Source organism: Neopusillimonas maritima (assembly GCF_003576595.1).
GTDB lineage: Bacteria > Pseudomonadota > Gammaproteobacteria > Burkholderiales > Burkholderiaceae_B > Neopusillimonas > Neopusillimonas maritima.
On the sequence record NZ_NQOU01000006.1, the window covers coordinates 118,159 to 134,669 of the forward strand.

Here is a 16,511-nt window from a genome sequence, read left to right on the forward strand (position 1 = left end):
CTTATTTCAGCAACCACTCGTTGAATTTTTCGGTTAGTGATTCGCCGTAGTCGGCCCAGAATACGTTATTCGCCTTCATGCCTTTATCCAGATGACTGCTGGGCAAATGCGGTAATACATCCGGGTCGACCAGTGCCTGAGAGGATTTACGCGCAGGGCCGTATGCCACGTCCTGGAAACCCACCAGTGGTTTAGTGCGTGTGGTGAACGCAATGAACTCAAGCGCCTGCTCTTTGTTGGGCGACCCCTTTAAAATCGACCAGACATCCATATCAAACAAGGTGTTGTCCCACACAATGGTGAAAGGCCGATTCTCATCGGCAATAGCGTTGTAGATACGGCCGTTAGCCGATTGCACCATCACGGCGCCGCCGTCGTTCAGCAATTGTGGAGCCTGCGACCAACTATCGTACCAAACCACATGGTCTTTAATCGTATCCAGTTTGGCAAAGGCGCGGGCCTGGCCTTCAGGTGTGGCCAATAAGTCGTAGACCTTTTCCGGAGCGACACCGTCGGCCAACAACGCCCATTCCATGTTCACTTGCGGGCGCTTACGCAGAGCGCGTTTGCCGGGAATTTTTTCTACGTTGAAAAAATCTTCCAGGGTGGTGGGCTTCACGTTGCCGACGGTTTCGTTGTTGTAGGCGAAGATGTTGCCCCACAACATGACGCCGATGCCGCATTCATTTTCCAGCGTAACCGGGAAGAAATCTTCTTTGGCCGGTGTACCGTCGTCACCCGGCAAGAGGATGTCGCGCGGGATGACCTCCAGCAGGCCTTCTGCGCAGGCACGCTCCAGATCGATCGACTCAATGTCGACTACATCCCATTGAATGTTGCCCGATTGCACTTGCGCTGTCATTTCCGCCACGCCGCCGGCGTAGCTTTCCATGACGACTTTCTTGCCGGTTTCGGCGGCGTAAGGGTCAACCTGATGTTTCTTTTGCGTTGCCCCATAGGCGCCGCCGAATGAGACGACGGTAAGGGGTCGCTCTTGCGCGCGCGCCTGGCCGGCGATAACAAGGCCGGCCAATACCGTTGTGCCCAACAGTGTTTTCAGCGTTCTGTTCATGTTTAATCTCCTTGAAGAGAGGATGAGTCAGGTTGGAATGCAAAACAATCAGCTTGTTGCCAGCACAGTTCTGTGGTTTGCCCCTCGCGAAAAGACGGAGCATTAAGGCCGTTCAGCGTTTTTGTGGTGATCGTGGTGTCGGTACCCAGGGAGCCGACGGCACCTTCGGGTAAAGAGAAAAAGTCACGCATGAAGTCGCCGACGTAGTGACGCGTGACGAAGGTGACGGCGAGCCGATTTTCCGTTGTGAGGTTGGGCGTTTCCTGGTCTTCGAGTTGCGCTGTTCGCAGCTTTTCCGGACGAACAGAAATAATGCAGGTCGAATCTTTGTCAGAGCAGTTGCCGTTCACTGCAGAAATAACGGTACCGTTTGCCAGTTTTGCTTGCACGATACCGTTAGGTTGAATGCTTTGAATGGCGGCCGGGATGAGATTGTTTTCACCAATAAAACTGGCCACAAAAGCATTGGCGGGGCGTTCATAGAGCGCACTGGGTTCGGCAAATTGTTGCACCTTACCGCGGTTGAAGACCGCAATCCGGTTAGACATGGTAAGCGCTTCAACTTGATCGTGGGTGACGTAAATTACCGTGAACCCCAACTTTTGATGAAGGCGGGTAATTTCGAACTGCATTTGTTCACGCAGCTTCTTATCAAGCGCGCCGAGGGGTTCGTCCATCAGGACCAAGGCGGGTTCGAATATTAATGCGCGGGCAAGCGCAACCCGCTGGCGCTGGCCGCCGGATAACTGACCAGGATGGCGGTTACCGAAATCTTCCATTTCAATGAGCTTAAGATACTCAGTCACTTTCTGCTTGATTTGGGCGCGGGGCAGTTTGCGCACTTTTAGCGGATAAGCCAGATTCTCGGCGACCGTCATGTGGGGAAACAGGGCGTAATTCTGAAACACCATACCAATATTCCGCTTGTAGGGTGGGGTGGCGGTAATTGGTATGCCGTTAATACTGATACTGCCGTTGGTGACATTCTCGAAGCCCGCCAGCATCATTAATACCGTGGTTTTACCAGAGCCTGATGGGCCAAGAAGGGTGACGAACTCGCCTTCTTTTACTTCCAGATTGAAATCTTTTACGACCAGCGTTTTTTGATCGTAGGTTTTCTTAACGTTGCGAAAAGTTAGAAAAGGGTCGGTTGCCGCTTGTGGTTGTTGCATTGGAACGTTGAATTATGCGCGGAGATGCCGCGCTTTGGTGCACGGTCTTCAGGTTGATTTGTTGCTGTGCAGGATAGCACTACCGCCCTAGGTTGGGCACAAGGGTTTCCCCTGTATTTCGTGTACGAGTGACGGGTACGCGGTATAGTGCGCCATGCGTTTTATTGGCAAAGTCCTCAACACCCTATTGATCTTGGCATGTTTCGCCTTTGCCTGGGCATGGGGGCAGGTCGCCGTTGCGCAGACCGCCTTGGGGCAAGGCATTACATTTCAGTGGTATGAGGATGTCGACGGATCGCTCACAGTGGATGAGTTCCTGGCATTGCCAAACGAGAAAATCAAAACCAGTAATCGCGTTTTATCCTTGGGATACACACGTTCTGCATTGTGGGTCCGTTTTTTCGCTCCGGTAGATAACGAGGCGCGGTGGTTACAGTTACGGCCCAATTTTTTGGATGACGTCACCTTGTTTTATCGGCCCAGCGCTGGGCCACAAGTAGCCGAAAATCCGCACCCTTGGGTGGTTCGCCAGACGGGGGATCGGTGGCCGCAAGCCCGCGGGGAAATTGACTATCGTTTTCCTGTCTATGTTTTACCGGCGTTGAGCGATCAAGCGGGGTATGAAGTGCTGGTGCGAGTGCAAAGTACCAGCGCTGTATTGTTGCAGGCGTCGTTGTGGTCGCCCACCGCTTTTGTTCAAGCCTCAACCCGAAGTACCGCATTCTGGGGCTTTTATTTCGGTTTGGCGGCGTTCTCAAGTATTTTGGCGCTGATTGCAGCCGTTTATTTGCGCCGGCGATTGGTGTGGGCGCTGCTGGCGTTCTCTTTATCTTATTGGCTTGTGGCTTGCATACAGGGTTTTGTCGATTGGATGCTGCGTCCGCACTTTGCACTGGTTCAGCACTATTTAACCGGTATTCTCACCCTGCTAACGTATACAAGCCTGCTTTGGCTGGCCACCGAGGCGCTGGATTTGCGCAAGCACCACCCGCGTTTGAATCGGCTGATGTGGTTCATTATTGGTTTGAATCTTTTTCTGCAAGTCAGTATTCCGTTTGATTTTTATGCTTTGGCCATCAATATTCAGGGCGTTGTATTTATTGTGACTGCCGTCGTGTTGGCTGTCAGTGCCTGGACGATTTGGCGCGATGCACAAAGCGGCGTAATGACGTTGGTGGTGGGCTTAATGCCGATGCTGTATGTCATTTCGGGCTTGTTGGCATTGGCGTCTTTATTCGGTTGGATTCCCTACGATGAAACCGTGTATGGTATTTGGCAGTACGTGATTATGGTCAATATGTTCACGATACTTGCCTGGGTGGCTTTGCTTGTACGACAAGAATCGCGGGAAGCGCAAAGTCGCGTTCAATTGGCGCGTGAGCTTGATATCGAGCGCGAAGCCAGCTTTCATCAGCGCCAGTTTATTGGCATGGTCGCGCACGAGTTTCGCAATCCGTTGGCGGTTATTTCAAGTGCATTGGAAAATTTGCAATTGAAGTCTATTTCCGACGTACAGCGTCGGCGTCGATACCGCAATATGCGCCTGGCCACGAATAGGCTGGTTCAACTTACCGACAATTGTCTGGCGGATTCGCGTTTGAATGCAGAAGGGCTAACGTTGCAGCGCGATAGGGTGAATGTGCTGGATATGGTGCGTTCCGCCACCGAAGTGGTGGATCGGTCTGAGCGTCATCGTTGGCGTTTGTCGGTGAACGGCGAGGTAGGCCAACATAATTTGCGTTGTGATGTTCCGGTGCTTGCCGACCAGGCGATGTTGCGTATCGCATTGTCGAATTTGCTCGACAATGCGGTGAAATATAGTGAGCAGGGGCCGGTGGATATCGATGTGACGACACGTACGAGCGGCGTTGAAGAGCGTGTTGTTTGCATTTCGGTTCGTGACCGGGGTAAGGGCGTGGCCGCCGCTGATGCAGACATTATTTTCGAACGTTATCGGCGCCATGCATCGCAAGAAGCAGGGGGCGGTGGGGAAGACCCCGGTGGCACCGGCCTGGGCTTATATGTTGCGCGCCAGATCGCGCGTGCACACGGCGGTGATTTAGTGTTGGCACACAGTTCCGTTGAAGGCAGTTGTTTTAAGTTGTTCATACCCGGTGCATAGGCAGGCCGGATAAGAACCTAAAGGGGAGTGAGTGGGTGAAGGCAGGGCGTCAGGCACGGATTGCCATTATTGAGGATAACGTGGGGCTTCAGGAGGAACTGATTTTCTTTCTGGAGTCGAAAGGGTTTTCCGTGTGGGCCGTGCCCAGTGCAGAGGCATTTTGGAAGCGCTTGCATGCCGCCCCTGTTGATATCGTGCTCGTGGATATTGGCTTGCCGGGAGAAGACGGCTTTAGTGTGCTGGAGTATTTACGCGGACTGGGGGCGTACGGTTTGGTTGTGATGAGTGCGCGTGGCGCTCAAGCCGATCGGGCACGCGGACTAGCGCTCGGTGCGGATGCCTATTTGGTGAAACCAGTTAATTTTGCCGATTTGGCGGTTGTTCTGGCGCGGTTGTGGCAACGCTTAACGCAAGATAGCGATCATGGCGCCGCCGGCAATAGCGACGCATTAGCGTGGGCCTTGCGCGATGCGTGCCTGGTGGCGCCACAGGGGCAAAATTTACGGTTAACAGAACAGGAAACGCGTTTGTTGGAGACGTTGATGCGCTATCCCAATGAGGTTTGCGATAAAGCGTATTTGCATGAACACCTTTTCGGTTTTCATGAAGAACCCGACACGCACCGCATTGACGTGGTGTTGAGCCGTTTGCGAAATAAGGCGCGCAAGGCGCAGTTTCCTTTGCCGATTCGGGTGGTGTTCGGCAAGGGTATTGTGTTCCTGGTTGATTAATTGCGCGCTGTCGTTATTACCACACATTGAGACAATTGAGACAATTGAGACTGACGTAAGAGTGGCATGCTGTGGCACATTTTCAGCAAATCTTTGTTGGAATGTGAATGAAAAAGCCGTTGTTGTTGCCCAATGTTGTATTGATGTCTTTGTTTGCGTACGCGGCCGGCGTGCAGGCGGGTACGGCCAGGGTGGAAACGGATGAGTCTGACCCAACGCGTCAATGGCAAATAAATGGCAGTGCGGTTAATTTAAATACCAATATCGATGTGTCAACGGGCTTTGATGCCGGTCTGAACCTCGACGGACTCTCCAACTTCAAGCAACAGAAGTTGAGTTTTTTGAACAGCGCAAATCAGACGCCGCTTTCCATGACTGCGACTGTGTATGGTGTTGTTCCTAACCGTCCTCAACCCGCCCACTTGATTTCCAACGCGAACCAAAGCCTGGTTTCGGTAGTAGGCGTGGGCTCGAGCGACTTGCACCATAATACAGGTGCTGTTGGTCCTACTATTAACGGCACAATTAAAACAAGTGTTTATGTCGCGCTTGATGGTGGAAAGTACAACGCCAATGACGGTGGGCCCACGAGTGTTTACCACTTTCGTTCGCAAGGTGCCGACGGCAACAGCGATGAGTCGGGGTTCGTGGCGGCAGATCCTTTTGGTGCAAACGGCGGGAATGTGTCGGTTGACCTGTATAACTATGACAGTGCTCGTGCTAATGCGATTACTGCATCGGGAACGTTGGCGCAAGGGTCGAGTAGTTTGCCATGGGAGGCAGGTGCGGCCTTGCTATCGGCCGTTTCACAGGGCGGGCAAGGCACCGTTCGTGACGCATTGCCGTTCGATGGCGGGTTTGGAGGTAATGTGTCGGTATGGACCGATCAGAACGCAGTTCTTACACTGGATGTGAATGCAAAGGCAAATTCCCCAGTGGTGGGTTTACTGGCACTATCGCGCGGTGGAAAAGGCTCTACTGTTGACGATCGTACGGGCCACAACGGTAAAGGCGGGGAAGTGGATGTTACGTTCTCCAGCATTATCGAGGGCAGCAAGCCCTATTCAATGGGCATTGTGGCGGCAAGTGTGGGCGCCGCTTCACAGTATGAAACGTTAACTCGACCCAGCGCTTCCGGTGGCGGCAGCAATGTTTCCGTGCGGCTGGAGTATGCCGATATCAATCTTTCCAGTACAAATACCATTGGCGTGGTGGCAACCAGTACCGCCGAGAACCCCAAAGCCAACGGCAGTATTGGCGGCTCGGGCAACAGCTACCGCGATGTGCTGGTATCGCTTGACTCCTCTAGTTCCATTTCGGTCGGAAATACCACCGACACGGCAACGGCTACTGACACCACAATTGGCGTCTTGGCGAACAGCGCGGTGGGCTGGAGCAGCCAACCGTTTTTGGGTACGGCCCCTAGCTCCATGTCATCGCCCGGCAGTGTGGGTAATGTCACCATAGAAAACAAAGGCAGTATCACGGCATTGGGTAGTGGCGCCATTGGTGTACTGGCGCAGTCGATCGCCGGCAATGGGGCGAGTGCCAGTGGTGGCGTGTTGTCGTTTATTGGTGACTCCGGCGGAGCCGGTGGTACGGCCGGTAAAGTGACTTATAAGGGTGACGGCGGCAAAATTACCGCCAAGGGCGCGGGTGCAACGGGCTTGCTGATGCAGTCTATTGCCGGTGGTGGTGGTGACGGTGGCAATGCCGCAGGCTTGTTTGTGGCTGTGGGCGGCCATGGCGGTCATGGTGGTGAAGCCGGTACGGTGAGTTTTTCACAAAAGAACCGTGCCAGCATCACGACCGAAGGCAATTACGCGCAAGGCGTTGTGCTGCAGTCGGTGGGCGGCGGCGGCGGTAATGGCGGGCATTCCAGCTCGTATTCAGTTGGTGTGCCAACTTCGACTTCAATCGGGGGGCGTGGAGGTATTGGCGGTGATGGCGGAACGCTTGAATTTGGCGGGTTGAGTGATTCAGGGTCGGATCAGACCAGCACCATCACAACCTCCGGGCAGCACGCCCATGGCGTGGTGGCGCATACGATTGGTTCGGGCGGCGGCAAGGGTGGTGCGGCCCACAGTTATGACGGCGGTGTAGGGTTGAACGTAGCGCTGGGCGTGGGCGGTGATGGCGGCCATGCCGGTAACGGCGGCGATATTAAAGGCGTTAGTGGCGCGCCGGCCGCTTCGTCTTTCGGCGACGTTATTACAACGGGGCACGATGCCATTGGCATGCTGCTGCAAAGTATTGGCGGCGGCGGTGGTGTTGGGGGCGCCTCTACGGCCGATGCCTTTTCTACGTTGTCGATTCCGGAAGTGCCCAATATTAACGTGGGCATTGCGGTTGGCGGTACCGGCGGCATGGGCGGCAATGGCGGCAAAATTAATTTTGACCTTGCCAACAACATGACCACTCGCGGTGCGTTTTCCCACGGCTTTGTATTGCAAAGCGTAGGGGGTGGCGGTGGCGTGGGGGGTGATGCCACAGCAGGTGCAGCGGCTATTCTGGCCAACAATGAATTCACCATGAATACTACGTTGGGCTTAGGCGGTGATGGTGGCGCGGGTGGAAAAGGCGGCGCCATTGTCCTGGGTTTATCGGGTACCCAAGCCACACGCGGTCATGGGGCTTTGGCGATTCTTGCGCAGTCGATTGGCGGTGGCGGCGGTGCCGGTGGTGTGGGTAATGCGGCTAGCGTGGTGGCCATTCCGTTGGAAGAGAAGAATTATCAATTGGGTTTAAGTGCCGGCGGTAAAGGAGGCAGCGGAGCTACGGGTGGCAGTATCACGGCGACTACTCATGGTGATTCCGTTTTGAGTACCCTGGGTTCGGGCGCGCCTGCTTTGGTTGCGCAAAGCGTTGGTGGTGGCGGTGGTGTGGCAGGAAATGCAGGTAGCCAGGGCATTGGCGGCAAACTTACTACGAAAGTTTCGGTGGGCGGCGATGGCGGGTCCGGCAATCACGGCGGCAATGTATCGGTTTTGCACTCCGGCAAAATCACAACGGGCGGACGTTACCAGGTGCAGTATCAGACTGAATCGGGCGAAACGGCATTGACCACGCCTATTGCCATAGGCGGCAGTTCTCATGGGATTGTGGCGCAAAGTATTGGCGGTGGTGGCGGCATGGCTGGTAATGCCGACCCGGCGAAAAGTATTCTGCCCGATTTGGCTGAAACCATTATTGACGATGTCAATAAAATCATGGATGCGAAAGGCACCATTTTGTGGATCGCCAGCCGTGTTGTGAATTGGCAGAAAGAAGAGCATGAGTTCCCGAAATCGTATTCGGTTTCGTTGGCCGTGGGGGGAACGGGTGGCGCCGGCGGTAATGGCGGCGATGTCGATGTGACGCTGGAAAAAGGTGCGCAAATCGTTACGCAAGGCCATCGTTCCTACGGTATTTTTGCCCAATCAGTAGGCGGTGGCGGCGGCGAAGCAGGTGAAGCCACCGGTGATGCCATTCTGGACGCCGATGCGGAGTTAAGCCCGCTTACCGGTGCTGATTTTTCCCTGGGTATCAATGTAGGGGGTGGTGGCGGTGCTGCCGGTGATGGTGGTGCGGTTTCCGTGCATACCGGCAATTTTGGCAGCAATCAGCGCGATAATTTTATTACGACGGCCGGCTATGCTTCGCATGCTGTGTTTATGCAGTCGGTAGGCGGTGGCGGTGGCGTAGGGCATGAAGGCTCGATTTTCGGCCTTGGTGAAAAATTGGCAGGCGCCGATGTGCCAACGATCACGCTGGGTAAAGCGCCGAGTAGTTCAGGAGCATCCGGTAAGGGGGGCGAAATTTATTATGGAGCACTTTCCAAGCCCGCTTCCCAACGGGCTTGGATAACCACCGCGGGTGACGATGCCGCCGCCATTTTTGCCCAATCCGTGGGTGGCGCTGGGGGCACGGCGACCATGGGTTGCACGAATAGCGGATTAAGCACGCTACAAGCCACCAGTGCTTGTCATACGAACGCTGAGACAGCGACGTCCGACACGCCATTCAAGGATGTCCCGAAGAGGTTTGTGAACGGGCAACAGAGTTACAAGTTGAGTATTTCACCTCAAGGTGGTGCCTGGAGTGATGGCGGTTCCGTTTCGCTGCTTCCAGGTGCAGGTACATATACAACAACTGGTAACCGTAGCCCCGCCTTCATGGCCCAGTCGATTGGGGGTGGCGGCGGTTACATTACGACTCATAACGAGCATATTGAAAGTGCCACCATTAACGGGATCAACGGCGGTACCGGCGGCGACATTCTGGTTGATTTGCGCGACGTTGCCATTAACACGAGCGGTCATGGCGCCTGGGGTGTGCTGGCGCAGTCGGTTGGATCCGGCGGTGGTGTGTTGGCCGATCTGGCGGGCGAGGTCACATTTGAAAACACCGCGATCTCGTCTTCTCGCAAAGGTGGTCAACACGGCGGCGATATCACTGTAACGGTCAGGTCGGGTTCCGATATTAACGTGGGTACAGGCATGACGTCGGTTGCCAACGCGCACGGTATTGTCGCCCAAAGTTTGGGTTCATCGGGTGGGTTGCGCAGCGATGGCGATAAATTGGTGTTTGACGGTAAAAACAGTTCGGTCAGCGACGGTTATGGTGGCGCCATTACCATTACAGTTGAAGATAATGCCTCGGTGTCCACTGATGCAACAGGTGGCATTGGCATACTGGCCCATAGTTCCGGTCAATATGCCAACCATGATAAAAAAGGCATCACTGTGCAAGTAGACGGCGATGTCAGTGCCGGATATACGGGGAACAGCCCAATCACGGGGCATCACCTGGACGGCGTGGGTGTTATGGTGATGGGCGGCGCGGTGAAAGACTCGGGCTTTGCAAACACGATTAATGTGAACGGCAGGGTCATGCTGGCGTATTCCGACGCGAAGGGTTACGGAATCAAAACCGACTACGGCATAACCAACATTAACAATTTCGGCCTCATTCAAGGCAGCGTTGATATGGGTTCAACGCCTGGTACCCTTACCAACAATCAAAGCGGCACGCTGGAAATGGGCAGCATTTACCGGGTGGGGAACAACAGTCTGCATAATTACGGCACCCTGCAGGTGGGGACCGAGCAGTCTGTTTCCACCACTACTCTTTATGGCACCATGCATCAATATGAAGGCGGGCGGCTGGTGTTTACGGTTGATGCGGCCTCCAGTGGTGACAAGCACGACAAACTGGTTGTCGATGGCACAGCAAACCTGGGTGGTGTCATTGAGGTTTATGCTGACAGTTTGTTGCCCGGTTCCTACGCGTTCATTGATGCCACCAACTTGAATTTTACGGGTAGCTTTGCCGATGCATTGCTTTACGATTGGGTACCTACGTTTAGCGCCAGCGGGCTTTCGGCTACACCGACTGCCAATTTCAATGGCGCACATTTGAATTTAAGGGGCACGGCTGCGAGCCTGGCTGATTATATTGCCCGTGGTTGGCAAAGTGCCGATGTGGCCAAAGCAGGGTTGTTTGCCCATTTGCATCATGTTGAAACAAGCGAAAAATACCAGGAAACGCTGGAGCAGTTGGGTGGCCAGCAGTTCCAGGCGCAAACCCAGCAGATGGTCGCTTCGTCTTTTGGTGGTTTCAATGACGCCTTGCGATGCCCGCGTGACGGTATGGGCGTTCGCCAGGGTGCGCAGGGTTGTGTGTGGGCTGAAGCTACGGGTAATCACACGCGTCAGACTGAACAATCTGAAAACCTGGGGTTTAGCTCCGAGGGTGGCGGAGTGCGCATGGGCGCACAACGCGCACTTAATGATGTGGTGACCCTGGGGTCGGCCTTTGGCGTGAATCGCAACCGGCTAACCTCCACCGGGTTCAGCAGCAAGGGCAATGCGTTCGATGCAACGGTTTCTTTGTCTCGCGACGTGGGGAACTGGACCTTTTCCGGTGCGGTGATGGCGGCGTATGGCCGATTCCACAATGATCGTACAGTTGATTTTGGGGCGGGCGGCGCGTCTCGGGGCATAAACGCCACCTATAGCAGCCGCTCCACCACCACTCTGTTGGGCGCGCGTTTACGTGCGGCATACAACATGAGTTTCAACAATTATTATTTGCGACCTTTAGTGGACGTGGATATATTGCACAGCCGCAGTCCCTCATTTACCGAGTCGGATTCAGGGCCGCTGCAGTTAGAGGTGGGTTCGGCCAAGCAGACACAAATCGTAGTCAGCCCCACCCTTGAAACAGGTGCGTCTTTCGATGTGGGCTCGGAAACGTTGATGCGGGCATATGCCGGCGTCGGCGTGAGTATGTATTCCGATGCCAAGCACACCAGTCAAAATCGCTTTAATAAAGCCCTAACATCAAGCGGAACGTTTACGTCTGAACAAGATACTCCCTCGGTTTTGGGCCGTTTAAGCCTGGGCGTGGAGTTTGCACGTGAAGATAATCTTAGCTTTAGCGCCGAATACGGTTTGCAGGCAGGCGGAGGCTATCGTTCGCAGAACCTGAATGCACGGCTAACCTATCGTTTTTAACGCGGTGTTATTGGCTATATTGGTTTCTGAGCGATTTTCGCATTACTTTTCCGGCACCACTTTTTGGTAGAACCGAAACGAAATAGATTTCTTTGGGGCATTTATAAGCGGCCAGATGGTTACGTAACTGTTGAATAAGTTCATTTTCAGTGGCGGCTTCACCCGATTTCAAGACCACGGCTGCCACAACCTTTTCGACCCATTTTGGGTCTGCAATGCCGAAAACGGCTGCTTCCAGAATACGTGAGTCAGCGTATAAATAGGCTTCAACTTCGGTTGGGTAGACGTTCTCTCCGCCCGTGACGATCATATCGTTCTTGCGGTCAACAATATAGTAGTACCCCTGTTCATCCCGTCGTGCCAGGTCGCCGGTATAGACCCAGCCATTCTGAAACGTGGTGCGCGTGGCTGCATCATCGTTCCAGTAGCCCGTCATAATTCCTGGGCTGCGTACAGTTAGTTCGCCAATTTCTCCTGTTGCAACCTCTTGATCATTGGCGTTCAGTATGCGTATTTGTCGGTTTTTGAAGGGTTTGCCGCACGAAGACAATATGTGCTCGTAGTCCGGACTTTGAGCCAAAATATGGTCTTCGGGATACAAGCCGGTAACGGTGCCGGCCTCGGTTGACCCGTAAGCTTGTGCAAAACTACATTTGTGAAAAGTACGCATGGCGCGGCGCAGGACTTCAGCAGGCATGCTTGAGGCCGCGTACAGAATAATACGTAAATGAGTCAGGTCGAACTGGTCAACACGGGGGTGATTTAATAAAGCACCGACCATCGTAGGTACCAAATGTACGTTGGTTATTTTCCAATCTTGCATAGCCTGAAGGAGTTTTTCCGGGTCGAACTGCGGCATTAACAAACTGGTGCAGCCGGTGGCAAAACTGGGAAACAGGTGATACCACATTCCCCCTACATGGAATAATGGTAAGACGGCTAAAGCGTAGTCATCTTCGGTTAAAGACAACATTTCCTGCGCTTCGCTGCGGCAATTCTCAAGTGCGCCGCGGTGGGTGATTTTTACGCCTTTAGGCGCACCGGTGGTGCCGCTGGTATAAACAAGACACAGCACATCATCGGGTTTTGCCTGGGCTTCAGGCGTTTTTCTGTCGGCCTTTGTCACAAGGTCTTCATATGCAATCCAGCCATTACGCGCCTTACCAATCACAATGTATGTGTCGATTTTATCGAGTTGATTGCGTAGGCTTTCCACGATTGGAACAAAGTTTTCTTCGACAATCAGTGCGCGTGAACCACTATGTTGCAACAAACGCAACAGTTCCGGCGCGGCCAAACGCCAGTTCAACGGCACAACGATCACCCCGGTTTTGGAAAGGCCGAAGACCTCCATATATTCGGGACGGTTGTAAGACAAAATGGCGACTCTGTCTGCTGGTTGAATGCCTTGAGCGCTCAGCGCGTTAAATAAACAATTCGTTCGCTCTTCAAGTTGAGCGAATGTGACGCTGTGCCCGTCGGTTGTGGTAAGCGCTGTTTTGTCTGGGCGCTGAGTAAGGTGGGCGTTGAACACCTCACCCATTGTTAATGCATATTCCCACGGTCTGATCATTTTTGTCCCTTGTTTTGCAGGTGTCTCAGGAAACCATAGGGCCAAAGTGTATGACGCCGTCCACGTTTCAGGATAATGTCGATTAACGATAAGTGTTAGTCGAAAATGACATATCAGAATATGTCATGACCTTTTATTCAGGCATCATATAACCGAGTATTAAGCCAATAGAAAAATATGACGAGCTTTAATGCTGCAACTAGCATATGCTGTTCTATGGCCGCGGCAATTTCGTCCGGCCATCCATTGACCAATGGAGGTCGAAATGGACAAGAAAGGTAAATCTCCGAAGAAACCGCAACGCCCTGCGCCGACATTGAATGAGGCGGGGTGGCCTAACCAGGACAAAGGTTCGGTGCCTAAAAAGGGGAGTGCGATGCAAGATCGCAAACCCGTCGGGCGCAGTGCTCCAAGGGGAAGGTAAAGTCGTACTGTGTCGTGAGATTTTGGAATCGGGTGTGCAGTTGTTTTTTGCACACCCGATTCTTTTGGGTGTTTGCACGATGAGCGGCACCCGTTGCTTGCATGCTGTAAAAGGCAAGGCACGAAGTACAATCGTGCTTAATTTAAAAAGGATTGGTCATGTACAGAATTGGCGTTGCAACGCTAACCGTTTTAATTGCCGGGTGCACGGTGTCGGGACCTGACCCAACGCTTGCGATTGGCATGCCAAACCCCGCCTCTGTGTATTGCATTGAGCGTGGGGGCACCCTGGATATTCAGGAGCATGCCAACGGTAATGTGACGTATTGTGTGCTTTCCGACGGCACGCGAATCGAGGAGTGGAAACTCTACCGGCGGGATCATCCGCAGGAGTAGCGTGATTATTGATCCATGACACGTAACCTGGCGTCATATCACTGTCTTTTGCGGTTGCTACCAAGTTTTCCAGTGGGTTATGCACAGTTTGTGTGGATAACCGGGGGCGTAGATGAATACTTATTCGTTAGCGCGTTTCTGATTGGCGCCCATACGTTTGTTGGCGGCATGAAGGCGCAGGCGACCCAGGCCAAAACCGACGACGCCAAAAAAACATCCAAAAGCAAGTATCTTGATCGTATCCATATACAGACTCTTTGTGGTTGTCGATAGGGTGACTTATAGCGCTATGTCGGTAGGATCAGTGTGTCGAGAAGATAGCACGAAGATCGGTACTTTAGGGGGTATTTGAAGTCGGGTGCTTTTTCAAGATTGACGAACTATTGGAGCGAATCGGCTTGAAAAGGGTAGGTCATCACGCTAAACAGCATAGTTACGACGACTAAACGAACGATTTTCATGGTTTTGTCTCCTCGTCGGTAGGTGAACACTGAGAGTATTATTTGGTGGTTTTGTATGTCAGCAGTATGTCTTCAATTTCTTTGAAGCCGAGCTTTTGGGCGTGTTGTAGCGGAGTGACGCCGTCTCGGTCAGCCAAGTTTGGATTTGCGCCGGCCTTGAGCAAGATGGCTACGATTTCTTGATGTCGTTTTCCTCCGTCACCCAAAATCACGGCCTCAATCAAGGCTGTCCAGCCAAGCCGGTTGACATGGTCGACAGCCACGCCGGCATCGATAAGTGTTTGTACTGTTTCGACGTGCCCGCGTTCGGCGGCTGGGATCAGCGCTGTCCCGCCAAAGCGATTGGTGCTTTTGAGGTCGGCTCCGTTTGCCAATGTCATCTTCAAAATCTCAAGGTGCCCTCTGGCTCCTGCGTAGAGGTATGCGCTATCTTGAATGTTGTCCTTTGCATTTACATTGGCCCCAGCATTAATGAGTACTCTAGCCGCATTAATCGCGTTTGCTTTGGCTGCGGCTATTAGAGGAGTCGCCCCAGTTTGATCGCGCGCCTCGATTGGGCTGCTTGCAGAGAGTAGCCGCTCGACTTCAGTAACATTGTTCTGCTTCGCAGCTGTATGTAGAGGATACTGATCCATAGGATTGGCAAGGGTAATAGGTGAGAAAAATACTAGAGCCAGGGTGATTGAAGTTGCTAGTTTGTTGCAAAACCGGCCCAGGTTGCTTGCCATTTCAACAGTTAGGCGCATATTTTCCTCACAAAAAAACATCAAACTAAGCGTTTGTTAGTTACAGTTCAAAAAAAATAGCCCAGTCAGAGCAATCTGTACAGGGCTATTTTTCAAATCCAATGGCATCACCGAAGGATTCCATACGAAGATGGAAATGATCTCGCGCAGAGCGTATGGGTTCAGAAATTTTGAGAATTACCGCCTGCGCGTTTTGGCTCAGTGCGGTTGGAACGGTGTGATTAACCGTGTTTGATGAATGCCCATCCCCCTTTTATGGGGTAGAGCCAGGAAATCTTGGTGCCCCCCCCGTGAGTCGAACACGGCACCAACGGATTATGAGTCCGCTGCTCTAACCAAGCATGAGCTAGAGGGGCACGAAGCCCGTTATTATGGCATAAACACGGGCTGCTAAAAAAGACGCTTTATTTAATTGCCAAGCATCGCTGCTTGCTGGGCAACGCCTTCCATGCCAACAACAATGAACCCGATAAACACCGCAACCCATATAAGAGTGACAACGGCAGTGACCAGGCCGGGAGAGAATTTCGGGGTGTCGTTCGCCATACTGAAGGCCTCCGGAATGAATCTGTAATAAATTGTTTAATGGTTAACTTTAAGTGCAGCGCCAATTATATACCGGTCAAACTGCTAAAATCGGGGGCCGAGCATCAATAAAGGAAGGGGTAACATGAAAACCGTACAAAAATTGGGTCGGCTTGTATTGCCTTTGAGTTTGCTGGCGTTGGCTGCATGCCAAACCATGCCGGGCGACACCACGTCAACCCAGCCGTCAACAACACCCTCCACCACTGCGCCTGAACCCGGTTCGGCTGCATCACAAGAACAAAGTGAAGCACTGCAGGCTGCGCGTCAAGGTGCGCCAGTGGCTGTATTCCTGGCCGACACACAAGAGCAAGCAGGCTGGCGGGCTGTTCAAATTCAGTCGGGCACGCTCTACATTAATCCGCAGCCTGTTATCACGCGTGAAGATTTGGTTGATGTGCGCGCGGGAACGAGCCGCCAAGGTGATGGTTTATTGGCGTTAGGGCTATCCGAGCTTGGTCGTAAAAAGGTTGAAAACATTACGGCCGCCAACCCGAATAAGCGTTTGGCGTTGGTCGTGGGGCGCACTATGCTGGCCGCACCGGGTTACAGCACACAAGTTTCTACCGATCAGTTGGTGTTCGGCGTGGGTAGTGAAGCCAATGCAACCGCTGCGGCACGGGCGATTGCCGGCGCGCAAGGGGGTGAAGAAAGTAACCCTCCAGCACAGTTAACACCTGCGGCCACGACGAATTAGTCGTTACTGAACTCGCAGCCATCAGGCTGTTACGTT

General features: G+C 53.2%; 11 protein-coding genes, 1 tRNA gene and 1 pseudogene. 6 read left to right on the top strand and 7 right to left on the bottom strand.

The window, feature by feature from the left end:
• Position 1: 1 nt before the first annotated feature.
• Together CJO09_RS13675 and CJO09_RS13680 are read right to left on the bottom strand one after the other, a co-directional pair.
• Entirely contained in the window at positions 2 to 1,072 is a 1,071-nt protein-coding gene (locus CJO09_RS13675) for an ABC transporter substrate-binding protein (RefSeq protein WP_119442847.1), read from the bottom strand.
• Between the two features lie 2 nt (positions 1,073 to 1,074).
• Positions 1,075 to 2,244 (bottom strand): ABC transporter ATP-binding protein, encoded by a 1,170-nt coding sequence (locus CJO09_RS13680; RefSeq protein ID WP_119442848.1) that lies wholly within the window; start codon positions 2,242 to 2,244, stop codon positions 1,075 to 1,077.
• A gap of 154 nt (positions 2,245 to 2,398) precedes the next feature.
• On the opposite strand from CJO09_RS13680, the gene CJO09_RS13685 reads away from it, so the two are divergent.
• From CJO09_RS13685 to CJO09_RS13695, 3 genes are all read left to right on the top strand, one after another.
• The gene (locus tag CJO09_RS13685) at positions 2,399 to 4,366 is read left to right on the top strand and encodes a sensor histidine kinase (RefSeq protein WP_119442849.1); all 1,968 of its coding nucleotides are present in this window, start codon (positions 2,399 to 2,401) and stop codon (positions 4,364 to 4,366) included.
• 35 nt (positions 4,367 to 4,401) lie between these two features.
• Positions 4,402 to 5,097 carry a response regulator transcription factor gene (locus CJO09_RS13690; RefSeq protein WP_119442850.1) on the top strand — a complete coding sequence of 232 codons (696 nt, stop codon included), beginning with the start codon at positions 4,402 to 4,404 and terminating at the stop codon, positions 5,095 to 5,097.
• A gap of 107 nt (positions 5,098 to 5,204) precedes the next feature.
• Positions 5,205 to 11,594, top strand: coding sequence for an autotransporter outer membrane beta-barrel domain-containing protein (locus CJO09_RS13695; RefSeq protein ID WP_119442851.1), 6,390 nt, complete (start codon positions 5,205 to 5,207; stop codon positions 11,592 to 11,594).
• Between the two features lie 7 nt (positions 11,595 to 11,601).
• Here the strand turns inward: CJO09_RS13695 and CJO09_RS13700 are convergent, their stop codons facing one another.
• On the bottom strand, positions 11,602 to 13,167 hold the full coding sequence (locus tag CJO09_RS13700) for a class I adenylate-forming enzyme family protein (RefSeq protein ID WP_119442852.1): 1,566 nt from the start codon (positions 13,165 to 13,167) through the stop codon (positions 11,602 to 11,604).
• 582 nt (positions 13,168 to 13,749) lie between these two features.
• Between CJO09_RS13700 and CJO09_RS13705 the strand changes: the two genes are divergently transcribed.
• Positions 13,750 to 13,986 (top strand): putative hemolysin, encoded by a 237-nt coding sequence (locus CJO09_RS13705; RefSeq protein ID WP_119442853.1) that lies wholly within the window; start codon positions 13,750 to 13,752, stop codon positions 13,984 to 13,986.
• 120 nt (positions 13,987 to 14,106) lie between these two features.
• On the opposite strand, the gene CJO09_RS15860 is transcribed toward CJO09_RS13705, so the two are convergent.
• Together CJO09_RS15860 and CJO09_RS13710 are read right to left on the bottom strand one after the other, a co-directional pair.
• Positions 14,107 to 14,232, bottom strand: coding sequence for a hypothetical protein (locus tag CJO09_RS15860; protein WP_281270770.1), 126 nt, complete (start codon positions 14,230 to 14,232; stop codon positions 14,107 to 14,109).
• Between the two features lie 253 nt (positions 14,233 to 14,485).
• Positions 14,486 to 15,193, bottom strand: coding sequence for an ankyrin repeat domain-containing protein (locus CJO09_RS13710; RefSeq protein WP_245961342.1), 708 nt, complete (start codon positions 15,191 to 15,193; stop codon positions 14,486 to 14,488).
• An 88-nt stretch (positions 15,194 to 15,281) separates the two neighbouring features.
• On the opposite strand from CJO09_RS13710, the pseudogene CJO09_RS13715 reads away from it, so the two are divergent.
• Positions 15,282 to 15,428, top strand: a pseudogene (locus CJO09_RS13715) (transposase); the annotation flags it as partial.
• Between the two features lie 42 nt (positions 15,429 to 15,470).
• On the opposite strand, the gene CJO09_RS13720 reads toward CJO09_RS13715, so the two are convergent.
• Positions 15,471 to 15,549, bottom strand: a tRNA-Ile gene (locus tag CJO09_RS13720).
• 52 nt (positions 15,550 to 15,601) lie between these two features.
• On the bottom strand, positions 15,602 to 15,739 hold the full coding sequence (locus CJO09_RS15620) for a hypothetical protein (protein ID WP_158536691.1): 138 nt from the start codon (positions 15,737 to 15,739) through the stop codon (positions 15,602 to 15,604).
• Positions 15,740 to 15,863: 124 nt separating this feature from the next.
• Here CJO09_RS15620 and CJO09_RS13725 point away from each other — a divergent pair, with 124 nt between their 5' ends.
• Positions 15,864 to 16,475 carry a SecDF P1 head subdomain-containing protein gene (locus CJO09_RS13725; protein ID WP_119442854.1) on the top strand — a complete coding sequence of 204 codons (612 nt, stop codon included), beginning with the start codon at positions 15,864 to 15,866 and terminating at the stop codon, positions 16,473 to 16,475.
• Positions 16,476 to 16,511: the final 36 nt, after the last annotated feature.

Excerpts from the sequence above, each read along its gene's own strand:
- CJO09_RS15620 (WP_158536691.1), bottom strand. The coding sequence starts at position 15,739 with ATGGCGAACGACACCCCGAAATTCTCTCCCGGCCTGGTCACTGCCGTT.
- CJO09_RS13700 (WP_119442852.1), bottom strand. The coding sequence starts at position 13,167 with ATGATCAGACCGTGGGAATATGCATTAACAATGGGTGAGGTGTTCAAC.
- CJO09_RS15860 (WP_281270770.1), bottom strand. The coding sequence starts at position 14,232 with ATGGATACGATCAAGATACTTGCTTTTGGATGTTTTTTTGGCGTCGTC.
- CJO09_RS13675 (WP_119442847.1), bottom strand. The coding sequence starts at position 1,072 with ATGAACAGAACGCTGAAAACACTGTTGGGCACAACGGTATTGGCCGGC.
- CJO09_RS13695 (WP_119442851.1), top strand. The coding sequence starts at position 5,205 with ATGAAAAAGCCGTTGTTGTTGCCCAATGTTGTATTGATGTCTTTGTTT.
- CJO09_RS13680 (WP_119442848.1), bottom strand. The coding sequence starts at position 2,244 with ATGCAACAACCACAAGCGGCAACCGACCCTTTTCTAACTTTTCGCAAC.
- CJO09_RS13685 (WP_119442849.1), top strand. The coding sequence starts at position 2,399 with ATGCGTTTTATTGGCAAAGTCCTCAACACCCTATTGATCTTGGCATGT.
- CJO09_RS13705 (WP_119442853.1), top strand. The coding sequence starts at position 13,750 with ATGTACAGAATTGGCGTTGCAACGCTAACCGTTTTAATTGCCGGGTGC.
- CJO09_RS13725 (WP_119442854.1), top strand. The coding sequence starts at position 15,864 with ATGAAAACCGTACAAAAATTGGGTCGGCTTGTATTGCCTTTGAGTTTG.
- CJO09_RS13710 (WP_245961342.1), bottom strand. The coding sequence starts at position 15,193 with ATGCGCCTAACTGTTGAAATGGCAAGCAACCTGGGCCGGTTTTGCAAC.